We start from the raw sequence: 26,583 nt of genomic DNA on the forward strand, positions 1-26,583 counted from the left end.
AGCGGCCCGAACATAATCTTTATTCGGAGATGGAGATCAAATGATCGATGCCCGGCAATTGCGATACTTCACTGCCGTGGTCGAGGAGCTGCACTTCGCCAAGGCGGCAGATCGCCTCGATGTGGCGCAATCCGCCCTGAGTGCGCAGATTCAGCGGTTGGAGCAGGACATGGGAGTTCGCCTGCTGAATCGGAACAAACGGCAACCGGTGACGCTCACGGATGCGGGGCGTCTGTTCCATGCGGAAGCCGTGGGGGCGTTGCGACATCTGGAACGAGCCGATCAGGTCGGCCGGCTGGCGGCACGAGGCCTTGCGGGCATTGTCCGAATCGCATATGTAGCTTCTGGCGTGAGCAGCGGTGTGCTGACGCGATTAATGCGCCATTTCCGCGTTTCCCATGGAAATGTGCGCGTTGAGGTCGTGGCCATGGATACGCCACGGCAGTTTGAAGCGCTGGATAGCGGCGAGATTGATGTCGGCATTGTGCGGCTGCGGCGCCAGTATCCGGCGGGCTTGACGGCAACGCTCATACAGAGTGAACGTGTGGTCGTTGCCATGGCGGAGAGCCATCCGCTGGCGAGGAAGCCAAGATTGGTTGCCAGTGACCTGAAAGATCAGTCCTTTGTTTCGCCGCAGTTCGACGAGGAGGAGGGCTTCGGAGAGGTACTGTCGGCGTTGGGATCCGCCGGAGGATTTTCGGCGATTCTCGACTATCGCGTTCAGGATTTCATCTCTGCGATTAGCCTGGCTTCGGCTGGGTACGGCGTGGCTGTCGTACCCGAGTCCATGCGGAATTTTCTACAGCCGGAGGTTTGTTACAGAGCCATCCAGGACTTTGAGTATGCTGTTGATTTGGCAATCGCTAGCCGGAAGCGAGAGCTTTCCCCTGCAGTTCGCGCCTTTGTTGAGGAGTCATTGTCTTGTGAAACTCGGCCATAGCGTTGCCGTATTCAAGTGACGGGCTTTTTCGGCTTGTCTCTCGCAGGGCGGGGCGGTTCTTTGAGCAGGTCAGCGGGCCGCAGCAGATCGGGCACCCAAGCACTGATTGAAACCGGAATCAATTGGGCGTCTAGTGGCCTATAAGGCGGGCCGAAGTGGTGGAGAGTGATATGTGCTTCACAAAATGTCGGTTCGAGAATCCAATTGCGGCAAAATTCAAGAGTGCCGCGCCAAGCTGACATGCGTCTGTCCACGCTGTGGCAACTAGTGTCCTGTCCCACTAATACGTGAGCAAAGTCGGTGCAACTTTTCGAGAATCGAGTCGGCAGTGGCAGTCCAGCGAAACGGCTGGCAGTCCGCGTTGTAAGCGGTCACGAAATGATCGATGCGTTGGACCAACTGCTTGACGCTAGTGAACGAGCCGCGGCGGATAGCCTTATCGGTAATGAGGGAGAAGAAACGTTCGACCTGATTGAGCCAGGAACTGTAGGTCGGGATGAAATGCATGTGCCAACGCGGACGCGCTGCCAGCCAGGTCTTGATCTTCGGGTGGCTGTGCGTAGCGTAGTTATCGGCGATGCAGTGAATGTCCAGCTCGGCGGGCACGGCCTGGTCGATCTCTCGGAGGAACGACAGGAACTCCTGATGGCGATGGCGCGGTTTGCATCGCGCCAGCACGGCTCCATTCAGGATGTTCAGCGCCGCAAACAGCGTGGTGGTGCCATGACGTTTGTAGTCGTGCGTGACGCCCTCGACGTAGCCGAATCCCATGGGCAGCATCGGCTGCGTGCGCTCCAGTGCCTGGCACTGGCTTTTCTCATCCACGCACAGCACCAGCGCGTTGTCACGTGGGCTCAGGTACAAGCCCACCACGTCGCGCAGCTTCTCGACAAAGAACGGGTCGGTAGACAGCTTGAAGCCTTCGGTACGATGAGGTTGCAGCCCGAAGAGTTGGAAGTAGCGCTGCACGCTGCTCTTGGAGATGCCGGTCTCGGCCGCGACAGCACGCACGCTCCAGTGTGTCGAGCCAGTGGCCGGCTTCGTATGCAGGGTGGTCTGAATCAATTGCGCCACCCGTTCGTCGTCGACCGTGCGAGGGGCCCCCGGGCGAACGTCGTCATACAGACAGGCGATTCGGCGTGCAATGAAGCGCGCACGCCATTTGCCGACCGTGGCGTTGCCCATCTTCAGCCGCTCGGCGATCGCGCTATTGAGCTCACCGTCGGCGCTGCAGAGGATGATGCGCGCCCGATTGCTCAACGCAGCAGGCAACGACCGGCTGCGCGCGAACGCCTGCAACTGCGCGCGTTCGTCTTCGCTCAACACCAATTCGGCCTTCGGTCTGCCCGTAATCATCTCGATATCTCCGTTCCCAGAATGCCGAAACGGTATGCAAGACTAATGCCAGTTATTTACGGGACAGGACACTAGAGTCGAGCCCAATAACCAAGTATTGCAGTGAGTGTGGCGCGCCTCCAAGTGCAACTCCACTTGCGGAGTTTGCCCCGGTTCATTACACGCCACCCCACCTGGCCGAGCGCACCTTGCCCGAACAGGCAACGCTGGAAGCGAGGGGGAGCGCGCGGGCGAATGCAAAACGATCACGGCACTATTTGCCGACATGGCCGGATCGACGGCGTTGATCCACGACTTGGATCCCGAAGAAGCACGCCATCTCATTGACCGTGGTGGCCTCATGATGGAGACCGTGCATCACTACGAAGGCTACGTCGCCAAGTCCCTGGGCGACGGGATCCTCGCACTGTTCGGGACTCTGGTCCCGAGGAGAACGCGCTGGTGGGCGTGCCCGAAAGTTACCAGATCGAGGAGACGCTCCCCAGCTTGCATATTCCGACAAAGAAGGGGTGCTTGCCGCCCGCATCGACCGGCTTTCCATCGCGGAGAGGGCACTGTTGCAGACGCTTGCGGTGATCGGCAAGCGGTTCCCTCTGAGCCTGATCCGGCAGGTTGTCGGGCAGCCGGAAGATGAACTCGCCCTCCTGCCTGGAGGGCGAGTTCATCTACGACCTGCCCCCCTTTCCCGAGATAGAGTATTCGTTCAAGCACGGCCTGGCGCAGGAGGTCGCTGGCAGTTCCCTGCTTACGGAACATCGCATTGCGCTACATGCACTGGTCAGGGACTATGAGCGGCGTCCCGGCGTATTCGAGGCCATGGTCTATATTGCAATGGGCGGACTTCTACTGCGCAGAGCCGCCCATCCTTGAACTTTCAAACTGGCTCTCAGAAGGTGTGACGGACTCCCACGGCAGCACCGAACATGTTGTCCTTCCCTGTGGCAAGCGCGTAGCTGTTGCCGAGCGCGAGGCTGTTTGCGAACACTGTCGCGGCCGAGTCAAGCATTAGCCCGGCATGTTTCGAGAATGCGCTGGTGAGATAGAGGTCAGTCCGTTTGGAAAGCGAGTAGCTGGAAAGAAAGCCTACTTGCCAAGGATTCGGTGAAGACGTGCTGTCCAGGAGTCTCTTCAGATTCTGGTAGTTGTATGAGAGCGCAATGCTCAATGCGGGTGTGACTTGAAAGGTTCCACCGATCCAGTATAGATCGTCGCGCTGAAGCGTGTCCCCATTGGGTGCCTTGTTTTGTCCCCAGCGATAACCCCCCATGAGTTTCGCCGCGCCAAAGCTATAGCTGACGGCAGTAGCTGCTTTCTTGAAGGAACCGCTGCTAATGGAGCCGCCAGTGATACCCATCGACGGATTGAGCTGATCGTAGCTGATCGCCAGGCCAAGCGGCCCGGCGAAATAGTTCAGCCCGGCGCCATACGCCGTATCACGCCGAAAGTGCCCAGGCGCTTCGCCATTGCCGCCTAGTGCGACACCGGGCGCTACGACTTGTGGCAAGGCAACGCCCGAACCAAAGGACCAATGCGCAACCGCCGTAACCGGACCGAATGTGCCGGAATACTTGAGCAAATTGTCTTCCCGGAAGTTTGGGCCGGTGAGTGCAACAACCGGATCATACTGCGTAGCAAATGCCATTGGTGAGAAGTTTGCCAGCGCATCAAAGGCAGAGGTGTACTGCCGGCCAAAAGATAGCTGGCCATAGCGTTGGTCCTGCAGTCCGACGTATGCCTGCCGTCCGAAAAGCCGTCCACTTTGTTCACCGACTCCAGTATCGATGGCAAAGCCACTTTCGAGCACGAAGACTGAGTTCAAGCTACCAGACAGTGCTTCAACACCTCGCAGGCCCCATCGCGACCCGGCGACGCCGCCAGAGTTCATGCGGTAGACATTATCCCCGGTGCCGGAAGTGAATTGATTGGATGCCGACGGTACGCTGCCGACGTGGTTGGCAAACTCGACGTTGATATCTGCCACGCCATACAGCGTGACAGTAGATTGCGCGTTGGCGTTGAATGTGGCGCCCAGGGCCAGCAGGGCTGACACCGTGGCGGCAGAATGCTTTGCGCAACGACTCATACTTCGTCTCCTGTGTTGGCGTGCGACAGAGCGACGCCAGTTCTTTGATGTGTTCGGTTCGGTCGCGATGACCTTGTCGAAGGGGCGTAAATATTTCTGTTGCACAGCCGCCCAGAGCCAGGCTTTGGGGTGCGAGCCATGCCGCAAGCAATGCGCAGCTGGTGTGTTCGGCGCTGCGATTGCGGTGATGCATGATCAAGTTCTGTGCCAAGGAGGATTAGGTGCAATTTTCGAGGGTAATCCCGTAATTAATGCTGTCGAACTCAGCTCTGAAGTGAGCCTAAGCAAATCCCAGAAGACAGCCGGCGGACATAAGTGTCCGGTTGGGAGACAGAAATGTCCCACGCTTCGAATTATGGAAGAGGGATGTCTCTGCTAGGGAAGCGCAGCAAGAGCGAGGGGGCTGTCAGGAAGGCGGAAACCGATTTACTTCACGCCCCAGCATGGACCTAGCTGCATCAAATATTGTCTTTCTTTCTTCTCGTAATTTATCACTTGACAATGTGTGCGCTTCGACCAAGAATTATCGAACGATAAAGACAAAAGGAGACAACATGTTGCCCATCCGCCCTTTGCATCCGTGGAACGGCATTCCGTCCTCGATGCCGCTCGCTTCCACCTCTAATTTCGTCAGGCGTCCCTAGGTCGCCCCTTCAGTTGGCTCATGCGTCGCAGCAGCAACGGTGACCGTCTGTCATCGGCGCGAGAGCAGGAACCTCATGTATTCGTCGGGCCACATCTGCAACTGGCCTCTAGTCGACGACCTGGAAATACATATGAAACCCACATCCTTTGAATACCGCCGGCCCGGCACGCTGGATGACGCCCTGCGGCTGCTGGCACAGTCCGGCCCGGACGCCAAGGTAATTGCTGGCGGGCAAAGCCTTGTGCCGATGATGAACTTTCGGATGGCCCGGCCCGATGTGCTGATTGACATCAATGGCGTGAGCGAACTGGATTATCACCGTCGCGACGGCGATATCCTCCGTATCGGCGCGTTAATGCGGCACGCCGATCTGAAGGATTCAGCGCTAGTCCAGGAATGCTGTCCTTTGATGAGCGAAGCCTATCACTACGTCGCGCACGGAACCGTTCGGAACCGCGGCACCCTTTGTGGAAATCTGTGCCACGCCGATCCGGCTTCGGAGATGCCGGCAGTCATGCTCTCTGTAGGGGCCACTATGGTGGTTCGAGGCATTGGCGGCGAACGCCGCATTGCGGCCGAGGACTTTTTCCAGGGCATCTATGCCACGGCACTTGAACCGAATGAAATATTGGTCGAGGTGCAAATCCCGGTGCCGGCGAGCCGCCGCGGTTACGCGTTTGAGGAAGTGTCGGCGCGCCAGGGCGACTTCGCCATGACTTTAGTCGCCGCGCTGCTCGATATTCGCGGTGGACGTATCGAGGAAGCGTCGGTCGCCTACGCGGGTGTGTCAGACCGGGCGCGGCGTCTGCCTGCGGTCGAGCAAGCTCTGACAGGCCAGTCGCCGTCAACGGAGTTGTTCGACCGCGTCGCTGCGCTTGCTAGTGAAGGGTTCGACCTTATCGAAGACATCCATGCGGACAGGCAGTACCGCCACGACCTGATTCGTACGCTGACCGCCCGAGCGCTCGCCAGGGCGGCGGAGCGCGCCCAAGGGCATGCCTGACTGCAACGCACCACTGGAGTTGAAGCCATGACAGTCCACAAGATCGATGTTGCCGTCAACGTTAACGGCAAAACTTATGAGCGGAGCATACCGACCCGTATGCTGCTTTCCGATTTTCTTCGTAATGAATGCCATCTGACCGGAACACACGTCGCCTGTGAGCATGGGGTCTGCGGCGCCTGTAACGTCATGCTTGATGGCAAGACGGTACGCTCGTGCCTGACGTTCGCCGTACAGGTGCAAGGGGCGGCTGTAGAAACAGTCGAAAGCCTCGGCACGATCGAGAAGTTGCATCCGTTGCAACAGGCGTTCTGGGAAAAGCACGGCCTGCAATGTGGCTTTTGCACGCCGGGGATGCTCATGACCGCCAAGGAGCTGCTGAGTGTCAATCCCAATCCCACGCGTGAAGAAGTCGCAGAAGCCATCTCGGGCAACCTCTGCCGATGCACGGGTTATCAGACGATCGTCGATGCCATCATGTCGGCAGCCGAAACCATGCGCCAACAACAAGGAGTGCAGCCATGACCGAGCGATATATCCCGGACGTAAAAATCCCGGCGTCGCGGCAATCGGAAGCGCCTCGTCAGAATTTGCGCTGGATCGGCAAGAGCATGAAGCGAGTCGAGGATCCGCGACTGCTCACTGGTCGCGGTAAGTACGTCGACGATATCGTGCTGCCGAACATGGCTCATGTTGCGTTGCTGCGAAGCCCGTTCGCTCACGCCCGTATCAAATCGATCGACGTCAGTCGTGCGCGCGAGTTGCCCGGGGTGATCGCCGTCGTCACCGGCAAGGAGTTTGCGGAAACGACTGGACCGACGGTGACATTCTCGAGCCCGCCTGTCGTTCAGCACGCGATCGCCATCGACCGGGTGCGCCATGTCGGCGAAGCGGTTGCCGCTGTCGTTGCGGTGGACCGGTACATCGCGGAGGATGCACTCGAACTGATTGATGTGGATTTCGAGGAGCTGCCGGTCGTTGCAGATTTCGAGGCGGCGTTGCATGCCAAGGGTGAAGCCGTTCTCCACCCGGACCTGGGTGACAGTAATGTCGCGATGGACCGTACCTTTGCGTTCGGTCCCGTTGACGACGACTTCGCTCGCTCCGATCTAGTTATCAAGCGTCGCCTGCGGTGGAACCGGTCGGGGCCGCAGCCACTGGAGACTGTCGGCGCGGTTGCGGAGTACGATCCCGGCACCGGGAAGTTTACGGTCCACTGCAACACGTCGATGTATACCTATGTCGGGTGGCTCTGCGCAGCTTCTCTCGGCGTCCCTTCGACGCAGCTCAATATCGTGCCGACGCTTGCCGGTGGCAGCTTCGGCTCGAAGCTGTTCCTGCACAAGGTTATTGTTCTGACGGCGGGGCTGGCACGCATTGCAGGTCAGCCGGTAAAGTTCATCGAGGACCGCCTCGACAATATGACCAACGCTGACGGACACGGCTCCGACCGTGTCTACGAAGCCGAGCTTGCGGTCAAACGCGATGGCACTATCCTGTCCCTTCGCTATGAAGTCATGGATGATTATGGCGCTTACCTGCAGTATGGGTATGGGACACACGGCAATGCATTCTCTCAGATCGTTGGGCCCTATCGTATCAATAGTGTGCAGGCGAGAATCATCGCAGTGCTGACCAACAAGTGCCAGCAGGGCGCGTATCGTGGCTTTGGTTCGGAAGTATCCAACTTCGTGATAGAGCGGATGGTGGATGCTGCCGCGCGAGAGCTAAATCTGGACCCGGTCGAGATCCGCCGGCGCAACCTGATCCGCCCGGAGGAATTTCCCTTCGTGATTCCCACGGGCAATGTGTATGACAGCGGCAACTACCAGGCGGTCATGCAAGAGATGCTCAGGATGTTCGACTATGAGGGATGGCGTGCCCGGCAGGAAGCCGCGCGCAAGGAAGGCAAGTACATCGGCATCGGCGTGGTGACCTGCCAGGAGCGCAGCGTGTTCAGTTCGACCGAGTTCTGGTCGCTGAATCCTCCGGAGCAGCCTGGATTCGCGCTGACCAGTTCGCCCGAGGCGGTGTCGATGCGGATCGATCCCACCGGTAAGGTATTTGTCAAGCTGAACGCGCCATTCTGGGGCAACAGTCCCGAGACCGTGGTGACGCAGATTGTTTCGGAGGCGCTCAGCGTTGAGCCGTCTGACATCTCGGTCAGCTACGCTGATACGGACGCGGGGTTCAACGGTACAGGGCCGGGCGGCAGTCGATATACGGTGATGGTTGCAGGGGCCGTCGTGGCGGGATCAAGGACGCTGCGCAACAAAATGTTCCGGTTTGCCGCACATATGCTGGAATGCAGTAGCGACGACCTGGAACTGTCCGGCGGTCGCGTTATCATCAAGGGCATCCCGGGATCGGGCAAGACGATTGCGGAACTTGCATCGGCTATCCACTATTTCCGTCTGGACTTCCCGGATACGCCAGAATTCTCCAGCGGCCTGGAAACAACCTCGGTTTACGACCATCCGCTGACAACCATGCCGGCGTCCGATCGTAGCCATCTTGGCATCTTCTACCCGATCATGGGGCATATGGCACACGCGGCTGCGGTCGAGGTTGATCCGCAGACTGGGAAAGTGACCATCCTTGACTATGTCGCTGTACACGATTGCGGCACTGTGGTTAACCCCATGACGCTCGATGGCCATGTGCGAGGCGGCGCGGCTCAAGGAATCGGCACGGCCCTGTATGAGCAATTCCACTACGACAGCAATGGCCAGTTGCTCACGGCGTCTTTTGCGGACTACCACATGCCAACTGCGCATGAGGTGCCTTTGAATCTGCGTGTCGGTCACGTGGAGACGCCGTCGCCCTACACGGAATTCGGTATTAAGGGTGGCGGCGAGGGCGGACGCATGGCTGCACCGCCGGTGATGGTGCAAGCCGTTGAGGATGCGCTGCGACCGTACGGTGTGGAACTGACCGAGGTCCCGCTTACCCCTAGCCGTATTCGCCGGATTGTACGGGAAGCGCAGTGCAAAAATGGCTGATTGCGCCGCTCAGCCACGCGCGCCTCAGGATTGAGGTTTGATCCGGGGAGATTGGGCGCAGCCACGGCCCGCTCCCTATCGCATTAACGTTTGAGTTGTCTGACCATGGAACTTTCGAACCATCAGCATGTAAATGCCCCGCAGCAAGCCGTCTGGGATGCATTGAATAACCCGGAGATCCTCAAGTCCTGCATCGCAGGCTGCGAGAGTATCTCCGCAACTTCCGATAACGCATTTGAAGTTGTGGTGGCAGCGAGGGTCGGTCCTGTCAGCGCTCGCTTCAAGGGCAAGTTGACCATTGTCGACGCACACGCGCCGACCTCGTATTCACTCGTTTTTGAAGGGCAGGGTGGCGCAGCTGGGTTCGCCAAGGGTGGCGCTGATGTCGTGCTGTGCGCCGAGGAACAGGGTACGCGGGTTCAATACACCGCCAAGGCTCAAATCGGAGGCAAGCTCGCGCAGATTGGCTCCAGGCTGGTTGACAGCGCGGCCAGGAAGATGGCTGACGATTTCTTTACTGCCTTCGAGCAGACGTTGGCAGCCGCAGCGCCGGCCGTCACTACTCCGGCAGAAGAGGTCATGGCGGCGCCCATTGCACGAACGAGCAGCGGCATCCCCTACGCCCGCCTGCTTCCTTGGATCATTGGCTTGAGCGCGGCTGCTGCCACGGCATTCACGTTGCTCCGTTAGGGGCCTGCGGCCGGAACGAGGCGCCAAGGAGCCTACATGGACAGTATTGACCTGCAAGTACTGAAAGACGCTAAGGCCTGGTTGGAGGCTGGTCATGGAGTAACGTTGGCGACCGTCACCAGGACCTGGGGTTCCAGCCCGCGTCCGATCGGGGCAATGCTGGCCCTGCGCGACGACGGTCGTGTGTCTGGCTCGGTGTCAGGTGGCTGCATTGAGGATGACCTGATCTATCAGAATTCCAAGAGATTCCTCTCCTTCGACACGCCGGAGATCGTGACCTACGGTGTTAATGCGGAAGAGGCGCGGCGAATGGGTTTGCCCTGCGGCGGTACGATTCAACTCGTACTTGAATCGCATCGCGACTTGGCCCGCATCGGAGAAATGCTAGAACGGGTAGAGCGTCGCGAACTGTTTGCTCGTGTGCTCGATTTAAGGTCTGGTGCGATTTGCTTCCGACCGGCGCAACCCGATGATGTCCTGAGTCTCGATGCGCAGCACCTCGTGACGGTGTACGGCCCACGGTACCGGCTTTTGTTGATCGGCGCAGGGCAATTGTCTAGCTTCCTGGCGAGCATGGCGGTTGCATTGGAGTACCAGGTGACAGTTTGCGACCCTCGCGACGAGTACGTCGGCGATTGGGACGTGGCGGGAACGACGCTGGTGAGAACCATGCCGGACGACACGGTCATCGCCATGGGGCCTGACCGTAGGACAGCGGTGATTGCCCTGACGCATGATCCTAAGCTCGACGACCTTGCGTTGATGGAGGCGTTGCAATCGGACGCCTTTTATGTCGGTGCGATCGGCTCGCGCGCAAATAACCGGATGAGACGTGAGCGCCTGCTTGAGTTCGGCGTCACAGAAGACCAGGCTCGCTGCATGCATGGACCGATCGGGATTCACATTGGAAGCAAGACCCCTCACGAAATCGCTGTCTCGATCGTCGCGGAACTAACCGCAGTAAAGAATGGCATCGTACTGCCTGACGGCTGGAACATTATGGCCCGCAAGGCGGGAACGGACACGCACGCCTGTGCGGTCCTGTGAGTCCAACTGTGTCCGGACATCAAGACGGAGTGCCTTGAAGAATCGTAATTACCCCGTCAACACCACTTGGTTGGCGTCGAGATGGTCCAGCGATGACGAAACCATCGCCATGTTCGAGCAGAATCTCTCGGAAAATTTGTACAAACTATGGAACCGAGTGTCATTGGGGTGGAAGATCCGAGGGCCGAGCCTTCAGTAGACAGGCGAAGGCAATATGGGTAGCCGAAAGCTGACCAACAGGGCTATCTCACTTCGGCGGGGGGCGCGACAGCACGATGACAAGGATATGCTAAGCAACTGGAAAGCCCTACTCGTCCCGGTGTGGCGCTGCGGAAACGTGTGCGCCCGCCAGCAACTGTGAAGCTTGTCATCACGCCTTCAGGCTCCCCCCATGTACTTGCTAACTTCCTGGTTCGCAGACGGGACCTTGATGAGAGTCGCTTCGCGAACGTCTTTCACTGCTCGCCGCAAATCGCTTTCCGCTGAGCAAATGGCAAGCTGTGGGCCATGCGCGATGGCGTCCGGCTACGCAATCGCCAACCGCTGCTCCGCCTGAGACTGGCTGAGCCGAACGGCCAATTCCCGCGCGCGGGTGGTGTGGAGTTCGCTCAGTTCGGCCGCGCGCGCGCTGTCACCTGCTGCAATTGCCTTGGCAATTGCCTCGTGTTCATCCCAAATCGGTTCGCGCTGCGTGGCGAACTGCAAGCCGGCACCCATTGCGCGTCGCAGATGGGCCCAGTAGACCTCGGCGCTCTCTGCAATGAGGGGATTGCCGGATGCGTCGTAAATCGCCCGATGGAAGGCCATATCCGCATCGACCATGGCCTTGACGTCCTTGCCCTTGATAACCCGTCGTCCAGCCGCGAGGAGCTTGGGATCGATCTCATAGCGGCGCTCGGCGGCAAGGCGGGCGGCAAGCGCGTCGAGGGCGCCGCGGATCATGTAAAGGTTGGAAATAGCGGTGGCGTCCATGGGCGCAACCTCTACACCTCGACCGGGGACGTCCTGCACAAAGCCGTCCTTCTTCAGCAGAAGGAGGGCCTTCAGCACTGGCGAGCGGGAAACCTGCATCTGTTCCGCGATTTCCTCTTGCTTCAGGCGGGTTCCGGCCTCGAGGGATCCATCGCTGATGGCATCCAACAGCGTCTTGTACACCTCCTCCACATAGTCCGGTCTGGCAGAAATCTTCTGCAGCTTGATCACACTGGCCTCCAAGTTTGTACCTTGTACTCTGGATCCAGAGTACATCGCGCACTAGCAACCGTCAAACGTTGAATGTGAGTGCAGCGCCATTTCGATTCCGGCAGAAGGGTAAACCCATAAATACAAGGGCGATGCATTGTCCTATTCTTTGGATCCAGAACCCAGAATCCAGAACCCCGGATTCTGGAGCCAGCAATAAGCCGCAGCCCAGAGCCGAACCCCGCCAGTGCGAACAGCCGCGACCGCACGCGCGGAATCAGCACCGTGTAGGGCCAAGTTTTAACAGGTGCGTCGAACGACTAATGCGGAAACCTGAAAGGAGACCAGTCAATGCAATCAGGTCCTATGGCATGGCGTCTAACGACCCATGTCCGACAAACACATAACGGAAGTGATCACCTGCCCGAGCGATCGCGACGCCAAATAGTCCTTGTCACGATGGGTGCGTCAGCGGAGCAATGAAATGGCAACGATCGCAAGTCTTCCCCAAATGCTGTCCCTTCACGCTCAGCGCACGCCGAATAAGATCGGCGCGCAGGATCTCGAGCGAAGTCTGACGTTTCGCCAGTGGCATCAGCGGTCCCGCAAGCTGGCCAACGCGCTGTTGGGGCTTGGGCTTAAGAAGGGGGATCGCGTTTGTGTCCTCGCATACAACAGCATCGAGTGGTTAGAAATCTATGCCGCAACGGCGATTGCGGGACTCATCGCAGTGCCGGTCAATTTCCGTCTAGTTGGTACCGAAATTGCCTATATCGCGCAAAACTGCGATGCGCGAGCATTTCTCGTGCAAGCCGAATTGCTCGGGCCGTTCGAAGACGCGCGCAGGGAATTGTCCTTGCCTGAAAGGAACTGCATCGTCTTTGGGAGCAGTCAACCAGCAGCCGGCTTTAGTCAATACGAAGCATTGATCGCTGCAGCAGCGGACACCGAGCCGGCATCACTGCTCGCTGCGGATGATCCCTGGACGTTGATGTACACGTCGGGGACTACAGGCAAGCCTAAGGGTGCGCTCCGAAGCCATGCGGGCAGCGCATCGCTTTCGCTTGCCACGCTGGCTGAGATGGGGCTCAGCCATGACGACGGCGCCTTGCTCGTCATGCCACTCTGCCACGCTAACTCCTTGTACTTCTTCGGCGCCTTTCTCTATGCAGGCGCCACCTGTACGGTCTACAGTCGCAAGAGCTTTGATCCCGAGCACCTGCTACAAACCTTCTCGACAGGCGAGAGTACATTCACCTCTCTGGTGCCGACGCACTACACCATGATGCTCGGTTTGGAGCCGCAGATTCGCAATCACTACGATGTGAGTCGAGTCCGAAAGCTGATGATTTCATCAGCTCCAGCTCGTCGCGAAACCAAGCTGGAGATTCTCGAATACTTCAAGAATTCCGGCTTGTACGAAATGTACGGATCCACCGAAACCGGTTGGGTGACGATGCTTCACCCGAATGAGCAGCTTTCGAAGCTCGGCTCTGTTGGGAGGGAATGCGTGGGAGGCCGGAGAATCCGCTTCCTTGACCAAGACGGCAACGAGGTTCCCGATGGTCAGCCCGGCGAGCTCTATGCAAGCAACCCCTACTTATTCGACGGCTATTGGGGGCTGCCAGAGAAGACGCAAGATGCTTTCCGTGGGGAATACTGCACCGTAGGGGATTTCGGATTCAGAGATGAGGACGGCTACATTCATCTTGTTGACCGTAAGAGCAACATGATCATCTCTGGCGGGGAAAACATCTATCCCTCAGAGGTCGAGACCATGCTTGCCGCCCATCCGAAAGTCGGAGACGTTGCTGTCATCGGTTTGAGCGATGAGAAGTGGGGGGAGCGGGTACACGCGGTGGTGGTCCCTCGCGTGGGGGAAACACTGACGCCTGACGAGGTGATTGCCTGGTGCAAGGACCGAATCGCGGGCTACAAGAGGCCGCGCTCCGTCTCGTTCATCTGTGACGGCGAAATGCCCAGAACCGCGACCGGAAAAATTCAACATCGTCTATTAAGAACAAGGTTTGCCGAGCGCGACGGCAATCATTGACGCACGAGGAGAGTAGTCATGAGTCTCAATAAGCATCAGGACGTCAATCAGGACGTTAATAGTTGTGCTGCCTGGATCGCCAAATTTCTGAAGGCACAGGGTATCGATCGTGTATTCGGCCTGCAGGGCAGCTATCTGCAACCGCTGTGGGACCATATCGGTCGAACCGGGATACAGATTGTCGATGTGCGCGACGAGGATGCCGCGGTTTATATGGCGCATGCTCATGCGGAGTTGACAGGACAGATTGGAGTAGCACTGGCCACCGCCGGTCCCGGCGTCACCAATACCGTTACGGCTATGGCGAACGCCTTTGTATCGCGTGTACCTGTACTGTTAATCGGCGGTTGCCCGTCGCAGCAGCAGTCAAATATGGGGCCGTTGCAGGACATCCCTCACGTCGACATCCTGAAGCCCGTCACGCGTTATTCGCGGACGGCTCGCATCGCCGACCATGTCGTGCGCGAATTCAATGAGGCCTTCGCCTGTGCCGCTGGCTATGTGCGTGAACCGGGACCGGCATACATTGAGGTACCTACTGATGTGCTGCGCACCCCGATACTGCCACAACTGATTCTTGATGACTGGATGCAACCCACGCCGCGACGGCCCATGTACCCGGATCCCGTCGCGACGCGCGAAGCCATGGAGGTGTTCTGGGCGGCAAAGCGACCGGTAGTTATTACCGGCCGTGGTGCGAAAGGCGCTGGGGACGCGATCGTCCGTTTGCTGGAAGCCACCGGCGCTCTGTATCTCGACACGCAAGAGAGCCGTGGCGTCGTGCCCTATGACCACCCGGCGTCGGTGGGCGCGGCGCGGTCTCAGGTGATGACTGACGCCGACGTGGTGCTGCTGGTCGGTCGAAAGCTGGACTACCAACTCGGCTATGGTTCTCCCGCGGTGTTCCCGCATGCGCGCTTCATTCGCATTGCCGACGCGCCTGGTGAATTGTTCGACAACCGGCGCGGGCGTCCTGAAATTCTGGCTTCCGCACGAGAGACCATCGAATCGATGCTGTCTCTGGCGGACGGTCGATCCGCAGCCGTGGATGTGTCGTGGGCCGCGAATGTGCGCGACCGGCATCTGTCGCGGGTGGCCAGAGCGGCTGCGCTGGAGCAACGCGAAACGCTCGGCAGTGACGGGAAGATCCACCCGCGGGTGATCTTCGATGCCATCGCCGAAGTGGCATTTCAGGACTACATTGGCGTTGCCGATGGCGGAGACTTGTTGAGCTTCGCGCGAACCGGGCTGCAATCCAATACTTACATGGATTCGGGGGCATTTGGGTGCCTCGGCGCGGGCGTTCCGTTTGCCATTGCCGCAGCGCTTGCGCAACCCGGCCGTCAAGTGATCTCGGTGAATGGAGACGGCGCGTTCGGCATCAACGCGATGGAGATCGACACAGCGGTCAGGCATGGCGCCAAGGTGGTCTTCATTGTCTCCAACAATGCGGCTTGGAACCTTGAGCGAATCGATCAGGAAATGAACTATGGCGGACGTGTCGTGGGGACGACCCTACGTCATTCCGACTACGCCGGATTGGCGCGATCACTCGGCGCCCATGGTGAACGCGTGGAGAAGCCAGAAGATATGGTGGGCGCATTGGAGCGCGCACTCGCCAATGCTCCGGCCTTGATCGACGTCGTGACCTCACAATCGGTGGTTTCCTCAGACATGCAGAAGGGCTTGAGTCTGGTTCCTGACTATCAGGCTTTGATGGCATGGGATGAAGCCGAACGCCGCCGACGACAGTAGGTCCGTCGGCGGCCAGGCGATCTGGCCGCCTATCCTGCTTTCGTTCGCTGGCACTTCGGGTGGTCAAGGCAGGCCGTGACATTGCCGGGATCGGGCGTCGCAAACGATGGGTATCCGTTGATCTGCAGCGATTCTCACGCTGGAGAAGCGGTCACCTGTAGGCGCCTGGTGCCGAGGCCGAGCGATCTCGTTGTCTGCGTTTCTCACCTTGTCGTCGAAAAGGCGCCGACAGAAGCGCCGGTCACCCCGCCACGTGCGGTGGAGTGATTGTTGTTGCCGGGTCTGGTGAGGTCACCACGCCGCCGGCTACTCATCCATCATGCGCGGACCGCCGGTCCGCAAGGAGACTCATATGCAACGAATAGAAGCGCTATCCCCAAGTGGGCTGGTCAGTCTGGAGACCGTCGCCTATCGCAAGGTCATGTGGCGAATCATTCCGCTGATGGCGGTCTGCTTTGTCTTTGCATATCTAGATCGAGTCAATATCAGCTTCGCGAAGCTTCAGATGCAGGCCGATCTCGGGTTCTCGGACGCGGCCTATGGGCTGGGCGCCAGCATCTTCTTTGTGGGCTACTTCATATTTGAGGTACCTAGCAATCTGATACTCGCCCGGACTGGAGCGCGGAGATGGATTGCGCGCATCATGATCTCGTGGGGCATCGCCTCTGCCGCCATGATGTTCGTCACCAATGAAACATGGTTCTACATCCTGCGCTTCCTGATCGGTGCAACTGAAGCCGGCTTTCTGCCGGGCGCAATCCTGTACTTCACGTACTGGTTTCCCGCCCCGCGGCGCGCGCGTATCACCGGCTACTTCATGACATCGATCCCGATTTCCGGCGTATTGGGCGGGCCGCTTGCCGGTATCATCATGACCAATTTTGCAGGAATCAATGATTGGGCAGGGTGGCAGTGGCTGTTCCTGCTTGAGGGAATACCAACCGCATTGTTGGGCTTCGTGGTGCTGTTCTGCCTAACCGATAAGCCAGCTCTGGCGACATGGCTGTCCGAGGAGGAGAAGAGGGTTCTGCAAGCCAACTTGGCCGGCGATGCAACCGGAACATCGGTACACAAGTTCGGTCTCGCCCTGCGTCAACCGGCCACCATTTTTCTGGCAGTCGTTTATATGTTCATCCTGATGGGCATGTATGGGCTGACGTTCTGGATGCCGCAATTGATCAAGAACACGGGGATTGCCAGCACCGAGGTCGTCGGATTGTTGAGCGCCATCCCATATGCAGCAGCCGGTATCGGGATGGTGTGGATTGGGCATCGGTCGGACCGTACAGGGGAGCGCCGCTTGCATCTGGGCCTTGCCGTGCTAGCCGGGGGAATTGGCTACATCATTTCTGCGGCATTTGGTGCGCACACCGGAATCGCACTGGCGGCCCTGACATTGTCCGCCGTGGGAATCATGGGATGTCTTCCGGTGTTCTGGACGCTTCCTCCCAAGTACTTCCGTGGTACGGCTGCAGCCGGTGGTATTGCGTTGATCAATTCCGTGGGCAATCTTGGCGGCATGATCAGCCCTTATCTGGTGGGTAAGGTCAAAGACCTGACCGGCGACACGACCCTCGGGCTCTATGCGGTTGCCGCATTCACCCTTCTGGCAGCGTTGCTGATTCTCTTTGCCCTGCCGCGCACACTGGCGGGACAGGATCCCACCGCGGCCGACGCGTAAGGCAAGCGGCGCGTCGCACAGACGCGTGACGGAAGCCCGTCATCCCGCGGGTAAGTGGTCGCATGTCCTCGGATACCCGGGCACTGCAGCGGGGTGATACAAGCTTGTCTCCGTGATCGCGGTTCGGGGGCGCCATTGCCATACTGCGGATCTCCGTTATGGCGAAGAGATTCAGATCCGCCTGCCATGCGCATCACGACCGACGCGCCGCAGTTGTTCGGCGGCTACGGCTATTGACAACCACGACTATCGCGTTGAGCGCCTGCGCGACGCCAAAATTACCCAGATCTGGGAAGAGATCAATGTAACCGTCAGCGGAACCCGTCTGGCGAGCGACGGTAAGCGGTGGGGGCTACAGGTCGACGACCTTGCGCAGTAGCGCGAAGGAGACCCGCCAGTGGCCTTCGTTCGGGTCGCACTCGATGGAGGCGGTTTTCTGGTTGATGCGCACGATGGTGCCGATGCGTTCGCTGAGGTGCTGGTCGGTGAAGGTGACGGTATCGCCGACCCGGAAGTCCGCGCGCTGCGCCCGGGGCGGTGGTGGCGGTGAAGCGTGCGGTGGTTGCTGCGCGGCGGTAGTGGGCTCGGCGAGCACGGCGGCGTAGGGCAGGATCCAGTGGCGGCCGCTGCTGGTGTCCTGGACCAGGGCCTGGGTCTGACGCAGCTCGAGGACGCGCCCCTGGCGCAGCGGCTGGGTCAGGTCGTCGGCGACGTAGCCCACGGTCATGCCGATATGCAGGTGCCTGCGGGCCTCGAGGATACGCTTGGGATCGTTGATCATTCGCCCGATGGTCAGATACAGGCGGTACAGGTCGGCACTTGGGGCCAGGCGCAGGGCGTCAAGGATGTCCATGACGCGCAGTGTAGCGGTTAGCGCGCCAGCGGCAGCAGTTCGTGGACCTGGCTGTGGGGTGGGCCGGCAGGCGCTCCAGCGTGTCCTTGAGCCAGCCGTAGGGCTCGATGCCGTTCAGGCGGCAGGTCCCGAGCAAGGAATACATCGTGGCAGCAGTGCGCCCGCCGCGCCCGCGAACATCCAGCTCGCCCTGCCGAGGGCAATCGGGCGGATCGCGCGCTCGAGGCGGTTGTTATCGGGCTCGAGGATGCCGCTCTCGGTGTAGCGCACCAGCGCCTGCCAGTGCCGCAGCGCATAGCCGAAGGCTTGTGCCAGCGGCTGCCTGGCAAGCAGGCCGTGGGCATTGCCCTGCAGCCACTGGTGGAACTGCGCCAGCAGCGGCACAGCCTCGGCCTGGCGCGCCGCCAGCTTGTGCTCCGGTGACTTGTCCTTGATGTCGGCCTCGATGGCATACAGCCGGGCGATCCACGTCAGCGCCTGCGCCGCCAGCCCTGGTGTCTTCTGGGCTTTGGCGATCTCGAAGAAGCGTCGACGGCAATGCGCCCAGCATCCGACCTCGATGATCCGACCGGTACGGTAAAGCGCATCGTGGCCACTGTAGGCATCAGCCTGCAGGTAGCCGTGGTAGTCGCGCAGGAAGTTCAGGAGGTAGGTCCCGGTGCGGGACTCGGCGAACTCGAACAGGACCGCCGGCGGGTGGTCAACCCACAACCCGTTCTCCTGCCGCTGCCCGGCCCCGAGGTAGCCCCACAGATGGGCCTGCCGTGTGCTTGTGCGACCGCGTTCGAGCAATGGCAGCGTGGTGTCGTCCAGATGCACGCGCGGCGCTCGCAGGACGTGGTTGCGCAAGGGCGGCAGCAGCGTTGCCAGCAGCTCGGCAGAAGCCAGCTTCCATTCGCACAGGGTGGCCCTTGGCAGGTGCACCCCCAGGCGCGCATAGCGCGTTTCCTGCCGATTGATCGGCAGGTGGTCCACGAAGGTGTCGACCTGAATGCTGGCCAGCAGCCCTGCGCTGGCGTTGCTCTTGGGCAGCGGCGAGGGCTGCGCGGCAGCCGTCACGATGGTGGACTCGCCGCCCTTCGTGGCCACGTATTTGAAGCGGATGTGCTCGATCACGCTGAGCCTGGCCGGCTCGTAGTGCAGCGTCTCGCTGCGCTCCTCGCCGATGCGCTCCAGGGAGTCGAAGCTTGCCTTCTGCGCCTCGGACAGGTCGTATTCGATGCGCGTGCGTGGCAGGTCCTTGGGCAAGGCAGGACGGCCCTTGCGGATGTGGCCAGTCACCTTGACCTGCGGCGCCGCCGGCGGTGATGGCAAGTCCAGCGGCTGCGTAAAGAGTTCGGCCTGCCCCGGCAGGCGCTCGGAACTGGCGCCGAACCGCGCACGGTTAAGCTGCGCGACCTGATGCTTCAATATCTCCAGTTGCTCCCACAGCGCGCGGGCGACCCGGTTCTGCTCCAGCGCGAGAGTACGTACCGCCTCGAGATCGGCTGGCAGGTCGGAGGGTGTCAGTACCGGAAGCATGGCGCCATGATGCGCCAGCGCCGGCAGGTTTACAAGTCACGAGATGCGCGTGGCCGTGACAGTGCGGTGGGGTCGAACCGCCGGGATCTCGATGCCTTCGAGCCAAGCGTTCAATTCGGCCAGTGTGAAGCCACGCTGGGCTAGTGTCGCGGGCGAGGGAAACCGGCCGTGCGAAAGCCGCTTGTACCACAACGCGAAGCCGGTGCGGTCCCCCAATACAGAATCTTGACCTTCGATCGATCTCGGCCGACGAAGACAAACAAGTGCCCCGACAGCGGACTCTTGGCCAGCAACGGCTCCACCAGATACGATAGGCCGTCGATGGACTTGCGCATGTCGACCGCGTCACGGCAGATGAAAGCCTGCACATCGCCGCCGATCAGCACCGGCCGCCTCCCAACTGCCCCAGCACGAAGCGCACGATGCGTTCGGCATGCATCCCACTCAGCTCGATACGCGCGCCGCCGAGCGTGACGACCACTTGGTCGCGAGACTTCGACGGTAGTGGGTCGCTCGCCGACACGACAGTCGGTACTGCGACCGTTGCCGCGGCGATGAATGCCGTGTCCGCGGTCAATGCCATTGGCGGCACCACGGGCAGTTGCTGCTCGTGGCTCAAGCGCTTGCGCCACAAACCGAAAGTGCTGACCGCCAAGCCGTGCTTCCGGCAGAAGGCGCGGATGCTCCCGCCACTGTTCCCCCATTGCGCCAGTAGATCGCGCCAGAAAGCTTCATCGTGGCGGTCATACCTTGCCCCGGCTCGTCCGCTCTTGCCTTCCCGCTGATTGGCCATCGCTTCACTCCCAGTGATCGTGAAGCTCCTACCTTCTCATCGCCGCCCTCTACTCGCCAGACGGGTTCCGCTGACGGTTACAGATCAATCAGGTGCACCGCCAGTTGATTGGCCGCAGCTTCCTGAGGAAATAGGAGACGGATATGACAACCATTCAAACCGTCGGCGTCGCGGGCGCCGGCACCATGGGGGCGGGCATTGCGATCGTTGCGGCCCGCGCGGGATTCCGGACCATTGTGTTCGACATGCGACAGGAAGCGCTGGATCGTGCCCGGGGCCAGACGGAAGCGTTCCTGACGAGATCTGAGCAGCGCGGCAAGCTGCCGGCAGGCGCCGCCGCTGCCGCGATGCAACGCTGGAAAGGAACGACGGAGCTGTCTGGGCTGGCCGAGTGCGACCTTATCATCGAGGCCATCTTCGAGGATTTGTCGGTCAAGCATCAATTGTTCGGTAAGCTCAACGAGGTTTGCCAGCCAAGCACCATCTTCGCGTCCAATACGTCGACGATATCAATCACCCAGATCGCCGGCGGATCCGGCCGCCCGGACTGCTTTGTGGGCATGCATTTCTGCCTGCCGGCACAGTTGATGAAGCTGATCGAAATGTCGCCTGGCCTGGCCACCTCGGACGACACCTTCCAGAAGGCGTGGGCCTTCGCCCAGGCCATGGGACAAAAGCCCGTGGCCACGCAGGATACGCCGGGGTTCATCCTTAACTATTTCCTGATTCCCTTCAACAACGACGCGATTCGTCTGGTCGAACAAGGGGTGGCCGAGCCCGCCGATATCGATGTCGCCATCAAGACAGCCATGGGCTATCCGATGGGACCCCTCGAACTGCTGGACCTGGTCGGCATGGATACGCAAAAGCTGCTGTGTGAAGCCATGCACGGCCTCACCCACGAGCCGCGCGCGGCCTGCCCCCCGCTGGTGCGACGCATGATCGCGGCCAACCGCCTGGGCAAGAAGACCGGACAGGGTTTTCGCACTTATGACGACACCAAGATGTTTGGAGCCTGATATGCGCTACGAGATCGTACAAGCCGGCCAGAGCCGCTCCTTTCCTTCCGCCCACGCGTTCTTGGAGCAAGCCGCGCCACAAGGCGAAGGCCTGTGTTACCTGGGCGCCAAGGCAGGTCGGGCATACAGCCGGGGCGCCGGGCACGCGTCTCGCACGTTCGTCGCCATTGAGCTGGGAGCCGAATGCCTGGGCTTCCACACCGGCGAAAGCCGGGGTCTCGAAGGGTCCAACGTGGTGGGCTTCGCCCGCTTCCGTCTGGGCGATGGCGAACCCAGCCCCCTCGTGGAACTGGTCAGGCAGCCCGGCACGCATCCCGCTGCGCTGCAGGCGGCCAAGGCGGCCTTCCAGGCGGCCGGCCTGGTCGTGGCGGTGTGCAATGATTTCCCGGGACGTATCGTCGACAGGCTGATCCGCCCGTATTTCAATGCGGCGCTGCGCCGGCTGGACGAGAAGCTGGCCAGCGCGGACGACCTCGACAAGACCCTGTGCCTGGGCCTGGGCTATCCGGAAGGACCGATCTCGCTGCTGGAGCGCACCGGCCTGGTCCACCATTTCCACGTCACCCAGGCGCTGCATGAAGCGCTGGGGCAGGAGCCCTACGCCCCTGCGCGTCGTGCGCGGGTGGCCGCCGAGCGTGATGACCGGGTCAAGCGGGGAATGCCATGATGCAGCCACAGAGCGGTGTCGAGGTGCTGGACTTCAGCACCCTCCTGCCCGGGCCACTGTGCTCCCTGCTGCTGGCCGAAGCGGGCGCCGACGTCATCAAGCTCGAGCGCACGGTGCGTGGTGACGAGATGCGCCTATGAGCCAAAGGTCGACGCGGACAGTGCAAACTTCGTGCTGCTCAATCGCGGCAAGCGTTCGATTGCCATTGACCTGAAGTCGCCCGACGCGCTCGACCAACTGACGCCGCTGATCCGGGATGCCGACGTACTGATCGAACAGTATTGTGCCAGTCTGATGGAGCACCTCGGACTGGGCTATGCGGCCCTGGCGGAGATCAATCCGTGGCTGGTCTACTGCTCGATTACCGGCTTCGGGCAACACGGTCCCCGCGCCGCGGAGGCCGCGCACGACGTTGGGGTTCGCAGGGGGATTCTCGGCAATCCTCGACTATCGTGTTCCGGATTTCATCTCTGCGATCAGTCTGGCTTCGGCTGGGTACGGCGTGGCTGTCATACCCGAGTCCATGCGGAATTTTCTACAGCCGGAGGTTTGTTACAGAGCCATCCAGGACTTTGAATATGCTGTTGATTTGGCAATCGCTAGCCGGAAGCGAGAGCTTTCCCCTGCAGTTCGCGCCTTTGTTGAGGAGTCATTGTCTTGTGAAACTCGGTCATAGCATTGCCGTATTCAAGTGACGGGCTTTTTCGGCTTGTCTCTCGCAGAGCAGGGTGGTCTTCGACTGGGTCTGCGGGCCGCAGCCGATCCTTCGGGCACCCGAGCACTGATTGATACCGGCATCAATTGGGCGTCTAATGGCCCATAAGGCGGGCCGGAGTGGTCGAGAGGTTATATGCGCTGCACAAAATGTGGGTTCGAGAATCCCATAGCGGCAAAATTCTGCGAAGAATGCGGCGCCAAGCTGACATGCGTCTGTCCACGCTGCGGCCACGAGTCGAGCCCAACAGCCAAGTATTGCAGTGAGTGTGGCGCGTCTCTAAGTGCAACCCCGCTTGCGGAGTCTGCTGCCCCGGTTCATTACACGCCACCCCACTTGGCCGAGCGCATCCTGGCCGAACAGGCAACGCTGGAGGCCAGGGGGGAGAGCGCGGGCGAGCGCAAAACGATCACGGCGCTGTTTGCCGACATGGCCGGATCGACTGCGTTGATCCACGACCTGGATCCCGAAGAAGCACGCCATCTCATTGACCCTGTGGTGGCACTTATGATGGAGGCCGTGCATCACTACGAGGGCTACGTCGCCAAGTCCCTGGGCGACGGGATCCTGGCGCTGTTCGGTGCGCCGATTGCCCATGAGGACCATCCTCAGCGAGCGTTGTATGCGGCACTACGCATGCAGGACGCGATGCGCCGCCATGCCGACCGTGTTCGCCTGGAACGGGGTATTGCACTGCAAATTCGGGTTGGCATTCACACGGGCGAAGTGGTGGTCCGCTCGATCCGCAAGGACGACCTGCGTACCGACTACGACCCGGTGGGGCATACGATTCACATTGCATCCCGGATGGAGTCGATGGCCGCGCTCTCGTCCATCCTGGTGAGCGAATCGACATATCGATTGACCGATGGATACTTTGATTTCAAGGCATTGGGGGCGATTCAGGTCAAGGGAATCCCCAAGCCGCTCGATGTCTACGAGGTCCTGGGCCTCGGCCCGCTGCGGACCCGGCTGCAGGTGGCGGCACATCGGGGCCTGGCCCGGTTCGTGGGCCGCCAGGCTGAACTGGACCATATGCACCACGCGTTCAGGGAAGCGGCGGCGGGGCAGGGCCAGATCGTCGGCGTGGTGGGCGAGGCCGGGATAGGGAAGTCACGACTGTTCCACGAGTTCAAGGCGCGTTCGCAGCGCGGCTGCCTTGTGCTGGAAACCTTCTCGGTTTCTCACGGCAGGGCCTTTGCCTATTTGCCGCTGATAGAACTCTTGAGGAATTACTTCCAGATTAATGCGCAGGATGAGGAGCGGGAGTGTCGGGAGAAGGTTACCGGTAGGGTCCTCACGCTTGAGCGCGGTCTGGAGGATCTGGTGCCCTACCTGCTCTATCTGCTAGGTATCAACGAGCAAGGCTCGGCGCTGGGCGACATGGACGCCAGTATCCGGCGCGAGCGTACCTTTGATGCGATCACGCGCCTGCTGGTGCGCGAAAGCCTGAATCAGCCGATCGAGCTCCTGTTCGAGGACCTGCAATGGCTGGACGCCGAGACGGAGGCGTTCCTCACATTCTTGGCGGAGCGCCTGGCGGATGCCCGCATCCTTCTCCTGGTGAACTACCGGCCCGAGTACCAACCGACTTGGGGCCCAAAGTGCCGCCACACCCAACTCGTGCTGGCGCCCTTGGGGCCGGCCGAAGCGCAGGGTTTGCTCAGTACCCTGTTGGGCGATGATCCCGGACTCGCCTCTCTCAAGCAGAGAATCCTGGAAAAGACCGAGGGCAATCCGTTTTTCATCGAGGAGGTAGTCCAGACACTGGCCGAGGAGAAGGCGCTGCTGGGCGTGCCCGGAAACTACCGAATCGAGAAGACGCCCGCCAGCTTGCACATTCCGACAACGGTGCAAGGGGTGCTCGCCGCCCGCATCGACCGGCTTCCCCTGGCGGAGAAGGCGCTGCTGCAAACGCTTGCGGTGATTGGCAAAGGGTTCCCTCTGAGCCTGATTCGGCAGGTTGTCGGGCAGCCGGAAGATGAGCTTCGTCGTTTACTATCCCGCCTCGAGACTGGCGAGTTCATCTACGAGCTGCCAGCCTTCCCTGAGGTGGAGTATTCGTTCAAGCACGGCCTTACGCAGGAGGTCGCCGGCCGCTCCCTGCTTACGGAGCAGCGCATTGCGCTACATGAACGCACGGCCCAAGCTATCGAGGCGTTCTACCCCTCCCGGTTGATGGACTATTGCAGCGTACTGGCTCACCACTACAGCCTGAGCGGCAATATTCCGAAAGCGGTGCAATACCTGCACTGCGCGGGGCAACAGGCCCTCCAGCGCTCATCCAATTCTGAAGCGGTTCATCACCTGAACGCGGCCCTTGACCTGCTCAGGCGCCTGCCCGATTCGCCGGAACGGGGCCGCCAGGAACTCTCAGTGCAGGTTACGCTCGGGCCGGCCTTGATGGCGACGAGGGGTTACGCCGCCGCGGAGGTGGAAGCGACTTATACGCGCGCGCTCGCATTGTGTCGGCAGATTGGGGAAACTCCCCAACTTTTCCCGGTGCAACAGGGACTGCGGCTGATCTATCAGTTGCGAGCGGAGTACGAGACCGCAAGGGAAATAGGTGAGCAGTTCCTCCATGTTGCCCGGAATGCCCAGGATCCGGAACTGCTTGTGGAGGCCCATTGCGGACTTGGGGGGAGCGCATTCTGGCAAGGGGAGTTCGTTCCCGCCCGTGCTCATCAGGAGCAGGCGCTTGCCCTCTACGACCCCGAACTGCATCGTGCGCATGCTTTCATCTACGGTCTGGATCCGGGCGTCCGCGCCCTGGACTTCGCGGCTTTGAGTCTGTGGCAGCTGGGCTATCCGGATCAGGCCTGCAAAAAAAACCAAGAGGCACTTGCCCTGGCCCAAAAGATTTCCCACCCGCTTGGCTTGGCCTTCACGCTGGTCACCACGGCCATGTTTCGCCAGTTTCGACTTGAAGCGGGTTTGACCCGGGAGTACGCGGAGTCGGCAATCACGCTTTCGACCGAGCAGGGGTTTCCGCTGTACCGGGCTTGGGGAACCATCCTCCGGGGCTGGGCACTGGCAGAGCAGGGGCACGGCGAGGAGGGGATCGCTGAGATACTTCAGGGTCTGGAAGCCTACCAGGCCACAGGGGCGGCTCTGGGTCGGTCGTACTTTCTGGGGCTGCTTGCCGCAGCCTACGGGCACGCCGGACAGGTGCAGGCTGGGCTGAAAGCGCTGGACCGGGCGCTCTCGGTAGTGGAGGGGACGGGAGAGGGTTATTACGAGGCGGAACTGCATCGCCTCAAGGGAGAATTGACCCTTCGTCATCAGGGTGGTCAGTCTAAGGAGTCGCCGGGGCTACAGGAAGCAGAAGCGTGCTTTCATCAGGCAATTGCAGTGGCGCGCCACCGCGGTGCAAAATCTCCTGAGCTTCGCGCCATACTGAGCCTGGCTCGTCTTTGGCAACAACAGGGCCAGCGGGAGCCAGCCTTGCACATCTTGACTGAGATTCATGGCTTCTTCACCGAGGGGTTCGAGACTGCCGACTTGAGCCAAGCGAAAGCGCTGCTTGACGAATTGGCGCAGATCGATGGGCCATAGCGGGAATAGGTTTGATGCGCAA

General features: G+C 60.4%; 24 protein-coding genes and 2 pseudogenes. 17 read left to right on the plus strand and 9 right to left on the minus strand.

Annotated features, from left to right (window positions below; translation table 11 throughout):
• The first annotated feature begins 40 nt into the window (after nucleotides 1-40).
• The gene (locus AC3WQZ_RS03765; protein ID WP_058697582.1) at nucleotides 41-940 is read left to right on the plus strand and encodes a LysR family transcriptional regulator; all 900 of its coding nucleotides are present in this window, start codon (nucleotides 41-43) and stop codon (nucleotides 938-940) included.
• 264 nt (nucleotides 941-1,204) lie between these two features.
• Here AC3WQZ_RS03765 and AC3WQZ_RS03770 read toward each other — a convergent pair whose 3' ends face one another.
• On the minus strand, nucleotides 1,205-2,296 hold the full coding sequence (locus AC3WQZ_RS03770) for an IS630 family transposase (protein ID WP_058697583.1): 1,092 nt from the start codon (nucleotides 2,294-2,296) through the stop codon (nucleotides 1,205-1,207).
• 86 nt (nucleotides 2,297-2,382) lie between these two features.
• Here AC3WQZ_RS03770 and AC3WQZ_RS03775 point away from each other — a divergent pair.
• Both AC3WQZ_RS03775 and AC3WQZ_RS03780 read left to right on the plus strand, forming a co-directional pair.
• Nucleotides 2,383-2,711 (plus strand): annotated as a pseudogene (locus AC3WQZ_RS03775) (adenylate/guanylate cyclase domain-containing protein); the annotation flags it as partial.
• A 359-nt stretch (nucleotides 2,712-3,070) separates the two neighbouring features.
• A pseudogene (locus AC3WQZ_RS03780) lies at nucleotides 3,071-3,166 on the plus strand (IS5/IS1182 family transposase); the annotation flags it as partial.
• Nucleotides 3,167-3,182: 16 nt separating this feature from the next.
• On the opposite strand, the gene AC3WQZ_RS03785 reads toward AC3WQZ_RS03780, so the two are convergent.
• Nucleotides 3,183-4,379 (minus strand): porin, encoded by a 1,197-nt coding sequence (locus AC3WQZ_RS03785; RefSeq protein ID WP_058697585.1) that lies wholly within the window; start codon nucleotides 4,377-4,379, stop codon nucleotides 3,183-3,185.
• 776 nt (nucleotides 4,380-5,155) lie between these two features.
• Between AC3WQZ_RS03785 and AC3WQZ_RS03790 the strand changes: the two genes are divergently transcribed.
• The 5 genes from AC3WQZ_RS03790 to AC3WQZ_RS03810 all read left to right on the plus strand — a co-directional run bounded on the left by AC3WQZ_RS03790 (nucleotide 5,156) and on the right by AC3WQZ_RS03810 (nucleotide 10,767).
• Entirely contained in the window at nucleotides 5,156-6,028 is an 873-nt protein-coding gene (locus tag AC3WQZ_RS03790) for an FAD binding domain-containing protein (RefSeq protein ID WP_058697586.1), read from the plus strand.
• A 27-nt stretch (nucleotides 6,029-6,055) separates the two neighbouring features.
• Nucleotides 6,056-6,553, plus strand: coding sequence for a (2Fe-2S)-binding protein (locus AC3WQZ_RS03795; RefSeq protein ID WP_058697587.1), 498 nt, complete (start codon nucleotides 6,056-6,058; stop codon nucleotides 6,551-6,553).
• Nucleotides 6,550-9,030 (plus strand): xanthine dehydrogenase family protein molybdopterin-binding subunit, encoded by a 2,481-nt coding sequence (locus AC3WQZ_RS03800; protein WP_058697588.1) that lies wholly within the window; start codon nucleotides 6,550-6,552, stop codon nucleotides 9,028-9,030. The genes AC3WQZ_RS03795 and AC3WQZ_RS03800 overlap by 4 nt, the downstream gene beginning before the upstream one ends.
• A 105-nt stretch (nucleotides 9,031-9,135) precedes the next feature.
• The gene (locus tag AC3WQZ_RS03805; protein ID WP_070940825.1) at nucleotides 9,136-9,720 is read left to right on the plus strand and encodes an SRPBCC family protein; all 585 of its coding nucleotides are present in this window, start codon (nucleotides 9,136-9,138) and stop codon (nucleotides 9,718-9,720) included.
• A 36-nt stretch (nucleotides 9,721-9,756) separates the two neighbouring features.
• Entirely contained in the window at nucleotides 9,757-10,767 is a 1,011-nt protein-coding gene (locus AC3WQZ_RS03810; protein ID WP_058697589.1) for an XdhC family protein, read from the plus strand.
• Between the two features lie 525 nt (nucleotides 10,768-11,292).
• Here the strand turns inward: AC3WQZ_RS03810 and AC3WQZ_RS03815 are convergent.
• Nucleotides 11,293-11,970, minus strand: coding sequence for a GntR family transcriptional regulator (locus tag AC3WQZ_RS03815; RefSeq protein ID WP_233528044.1), 678 nt, complete (start codon nucleotides 11,968-11,970; stop codon nucleotides 11,293-11,295).
• A 463-nt stretch (nucleotides 11,971-12,433) separates the two neighbouring features.
• Here AC3WQZ_RS03815 and AC3WQZ_RS03820 point away from each other — a divergent pair, with 463 nt between their 5' ends.
• The 3 genes from AC3WQZ_RS03820 to AC3WQZ_RS03830 all read left to right on the plus strand — a co-directional run bounded on the left by AC3WQZ_RS03820 (nucleotide 12,434) and on the right by AC3WQZ_RS03830 (nucleotide 17,438).
• Nucleotides 12,434-14,002 carry a class I adenylate-forming enzyme family protein gene (locus tag AC3WQZ_RS03820; RefSeq protein WP_058697591.1) on the plus strand — a complete coding sequence of 523 codons (1,569 nt, stop codon included), beginning with the start codon at nucleotides 12,434-12,436 and terminating at the stop codon, nucleotides 14,000-14,002.
• An 18-nt stretch (nucleotides 14,003-14,020) separates the two neighbouring features.
• Entirely contained in the window at nucleotides 14,021-15,757 is a 1,737-nt protein-coding gene (locus AC3WQZ_RS03825; RefSeq protein ID WP_058697592.1) for a 2-hydroxyacyl-CoA lyase, read from the plus strand.
• A 352-nt stretch (nucleotides 15,758-16,109) separates the two neighbouring features.
• Entirely contained in the window at nucleotides 16,110-17,438 is a 1,329-nt protein-coding gene (locus AC3WQZ_RS03830) for an MFS transporter (RefSeq protein ID WP_058697593.1), read from the plus strand.
• Nucleotides 17,439-17,790: 352 nt separating this feature from the next.
• Here the strand turns inward: AC3WQZ_RS03830 and AC3WQZ_RS03835 are convergent, their stop codons facing one another.
• The 6 genes from AC3WQZ_RS03835 to tnpA are packed head-to-tail and all read right to left on the minus strand — an operon-like array spanning nucleotide 17,791 to nucleotide 20,605.
• Nucleotides 17,791-18,291, minus strand: a complete 501-nt coding sequence (locus AC3WQZ_RS03835; RefSeq protein ID WP_058697594.1) for a hypothetical protein — start codon at nucleotides 18,289-18,291, stop codon at nucleotides 17,791-17,793.
• Nucleotides 18,278-18,436 (minus strand): transposase domain-containing protein, encoded by a 159-nt coding sequence (locus AC3WQZ_RS03840; RefSeq protein ID WP_081050228.1) that lies wholly within the window; start codon nucleotides 18,434-18,436, stop codon nucleotides 18,278-18,280. The genes AC3WQZ_RS03835 and AC3WQZ_RS03840 overlap by 14 nt, the downstream gene beginning before the upstream one ends.
• Nucleotides 18,406-19,812, minus strand: a complete 1,407-nt coding sequence (gene tnpC / locus AC3WQZ_RS03845) for an IS66 family transposase (protein ID WP_081050229.1) — start codon at nucleotides 19,810-19,812, stop codon at nucleotides 18,406-18,408. Before tnpC ends, AC3WQZ_RS03840 begins: the two co-directional genes overlap by 31 nt.
• Before the next feature lie 36 nt (nucleotides 19,813-19,848).
• Nucleotides 19,849-20,028, minus strand: a complete 180-nt coding sequence (tnpB, locus tag AC3WQZ_RS03850; protein WP_338404736.1) for an IS66 family insertion sequence element accessory protein TnpB — start codon at nucleotides 20,026-20,028, stop codon at nucleotides 19,849-19,851.
• On the minus strand, nucleotides 19,953-20,198 hold the full coding sequence (tnpB, locus tag AC3WQZ_RS03855) for an IS66 family insertion sequence element accessory protein TnpB (protein WP_058697597.1): 246 nt from the start codon (nucleotides 20,196-20,198) through the stop codon (nucleotides 19,953-19,955). The genes tnpB (AC3WQZ_RS03850) and tnpB (AC3WQZ_RS03855) overlap by 76 nt, the downstream gene beginning before the upstream one ends.
• Complete coding sequence (gene tnpA / locus AC3WQZ_RS03860; protein WP_058697598.1) at nucleotides 20,192-20,605, minus strand: IS66 family insertion sequence element accessory protein TnpA; 414 nt, start codon at nucleotides 20,603-20,605, stop codon at nucleotides 20,192-20,194. The genes tnpB (AC3WQZ_RS03855) and tnpA overlap by 7 nt, the downstream gene beginning before the upstream one ends.
• A 143-nt stretch (nucleotides 20,606-20,748) precedes the next feature.
• On the opposite strand from tnpA, the gene AC3WQZ_RS03865 reads away from it, so the two are divergent.
• From AC3WQZ_RS03865 to AC3WQZ_RS03890, 6 genes are all read left to right on the plus strand, one after another.
• A complete protein-coding gene (locus AC3WQZ_RS03865; RefSeq protein WP_058697599.1) occupies nucleotides 20,749-21,624 on the plus strand; it encodes a 3-hydroxyacyl-CoA dehydrogenase family protein in 876 nt (291 codons plus the stop codon).
• 1 nt (nucleotide 21,625) lies between these two features.
• Nucleotides 21,626-22,291, plus strand: a complete 666-nt coding sequence (locus tag AC3WQZ_RS03870; RefSeq protein ID WP_058697600.1) for a 3-hydroxyacyl-CoA dehydrogenase family protein — start codon at nucleotides 21,626-21,628, stop codon at nucleotides 22,289-22,291.
• Nucleotides 22,288-22,431: a CoA transferase gene (locus AC3WQZ_RS03875; protein WP_412459401.1), complete on the plus strand. Its 144-nt coding sequence runs from the start codon at nucleotides 22,288-22,290 to the stop codon at nucleotides 22,429-22,431. The genes AC3WQZ_RS03870 and AC3WQZ_RS03875 overlap by 4 nt, the downstream gene beginning before the upstream one ends.
• Before the next feature lie 31 nt (nucleotides 22,432-22,462).
• Nucleotides 22,463-22,867, plus strand: a complete 405-nt coding sequence (locus AC3WQZ_RS03880) for a CoA transferase (protein ID WP_412459402.1) — start codon at nucleotides 22,463-22,465, stop codon at nucleotides 22,865-22,867.
• A complete protein-coding gene (locus tag AC3WQZ_RS03885; RefSeq protein ID WP_233528068.1) occupies nucleotides 22,773-22,967 on the plus strand; it encodes a LysR substrate-binding domain-containing protein in 195 nt (64 codons plus the stop codon). Before AC3WQZ_RS03880 ends, AC3WQZ_RS03885 begins: the two co-directional genes overlap by 95 nt.
• A 174-nt stretch (nucleotides 22,968-23,141) precedes the next feature.
• Nucleotides 23,142-26,561 (plus strand): adenylate/guanylate cyclase domain-containing protein, encoded by a 3,420-nt coding sequence (locus tag AC3WQZ_RS03890; protein ID WP_081050230.1) that lies wholly within the window; start codon nucleotides 23,142-23,144, stop codon nucleotides 26,559-26,561.
• The last annotated feature ends 22 nt before the right edge of the window (nucleotides 26,562-26,583 follow it).

The sequence above is a fragment of the Cupriavidus sp. FW305-26 genome (genome assembly GCF_058787975.1).

Excerpts from the sequence above, each read along its gene's own strand:
- AC3WQZ_RS03825 (WP_058697592.1), top strand. The coding sequence starts at position 14,021 with ATGAGTCTCAATAAGCATCAGGACGTCAATCAGGACGTTAATAGTTGT.
- AC3WQZ_RS03820 (WP_058697591.1), top strand. The coding sequence starts at position 12,434 with ATGGCAACGATCGCAAGTCTTCCCCAAATGCTGTCCCTTCACGCTCAG.
- AC3WQZ_RS03770 (WP_058697583.1), bottom strand. The coding sequence starts at position 2,296 with ATGATTACGGGCAGACCGAAGGCCGAATTGGTGTTGAGCGAAGACGAA.
- tnpA (WP_058697598.1), bottom strand. The coding sequence starts at position 20,605 with ATGGCCAATCAGCGGGAAGGCAAGAGCGGACGAGCCGGGGCAAGGTAT.
- AC3WQZ_RS03890 (WP_081050230.1), top strand. The coding sequence starts at position 23,142 with ATGCGCTGCACAAAATGTGGGTTCGAGAATCCCATAGCGGCAAAATTC.
- AC3WQZ_RS03830 (WP_058697593.1), top strand. The coding sequence starts at position 16,110 with ATGCAACGAATAGAAGCGCTATCCCCAAGTGGGCTGGTCAGTCTGGAG.
- AC3WQZ_RS03865 (WP_058697599.1), top strand. The coding sequence starts at position 20,749 with ATGACAACCATTCAAACCGTCGGCGTCGCGGGCGCCGGCACCATGGGG.
- AC3WQZ_RS03810 (WP_058697589.1), top strand. The coding sequence starts at position 9,757 with ATGGACAGTATTGACCTGCAAGTACTGAAAGACGCTAAGGCCTGGTTG.
- AC3WQZ_RS03805 (WP_070940825.1), top strand. The coding sequence starts at position 9,136 with ATGGAACTTTCGAACCATCAGCATGTAAATGCCCCGCAGCAAGCCGTC.
- AC3WQZ_RS03870 (WP_058697600.1), top strand. The coding sequence starts at position 21,626 with ATGCGCTACGAGATCGTACAAGCCGGCCAGAGCCGCTCCTTTCCTTCC.
- AC3WQZ_RS03765 (WP_058697582.1), top strand. The coding sequence starts at position 41 with ATGATCGATGCCCGGCAATTGCGATACTTCACTGCCGTGGTCGAGGAG.
- AC3WQZ_RS03800 (WP_058697588.1), top strand. The coding sequence starts at position 6,550 with ATGACCGAGCGATATATCCCGGACGTAAAAATCCCGGCGTCGCGGCAA.
- AC3WQZ_RS03785 (WP_058697585.1), bottom strand. The coding sequence starts at position 4,379 with ATGAGTCGTTGCGCAAAGCATTCTGCCGCCACGGTGTCAGCCCTGCTG.
- AC3WQZ_RS03840 (WP_081050228.1), bottom strand. The coding sequence starts at position 18,436 with ATGTATTCCTTGCTCGGGACCTGCCGCCTGAACGGCATCGAGCCCTAC.
- tnpC (WP_081050229.1), bottom strand. The coding sequence starts at position 19,812 with ATGCTTCCGGTACTGACACCCTCCGACCTGCCAGCCGATCTCGAGGCG.
- AC3WQZ_RS03835 (WP_058697594.1), bottom strand. The coding sequence starts at position 18,291 with ATGGACATCCTTGACGCCCTGCGCCTGGCCCCAAGTGCCGACCTGTAC.
- AC3WQZ_RS03790 (WP_058697586.1), top strand. The coding sequence starts at position 5,156 with ATGAAACCCACATCCTTTGAATACCGCCGGCCCGGCACGCTGGATGAC.
- AC3WQZ_RS03875 (WP_412459401.1), top strand. The coding sequence starts at position 22,288 with ATGATGCAGCCACAGAGCGGTGTCGAGGTGCTGGACTTCAGCACCCTC.
- AC3WQZ_RS03795 (WP_058697587.1), top strand. The coding sequence starts at position 6,056 with ATGACAGTCCACAAGATCGATGTTGCCGTCAACGTTAACGGCAAAACT.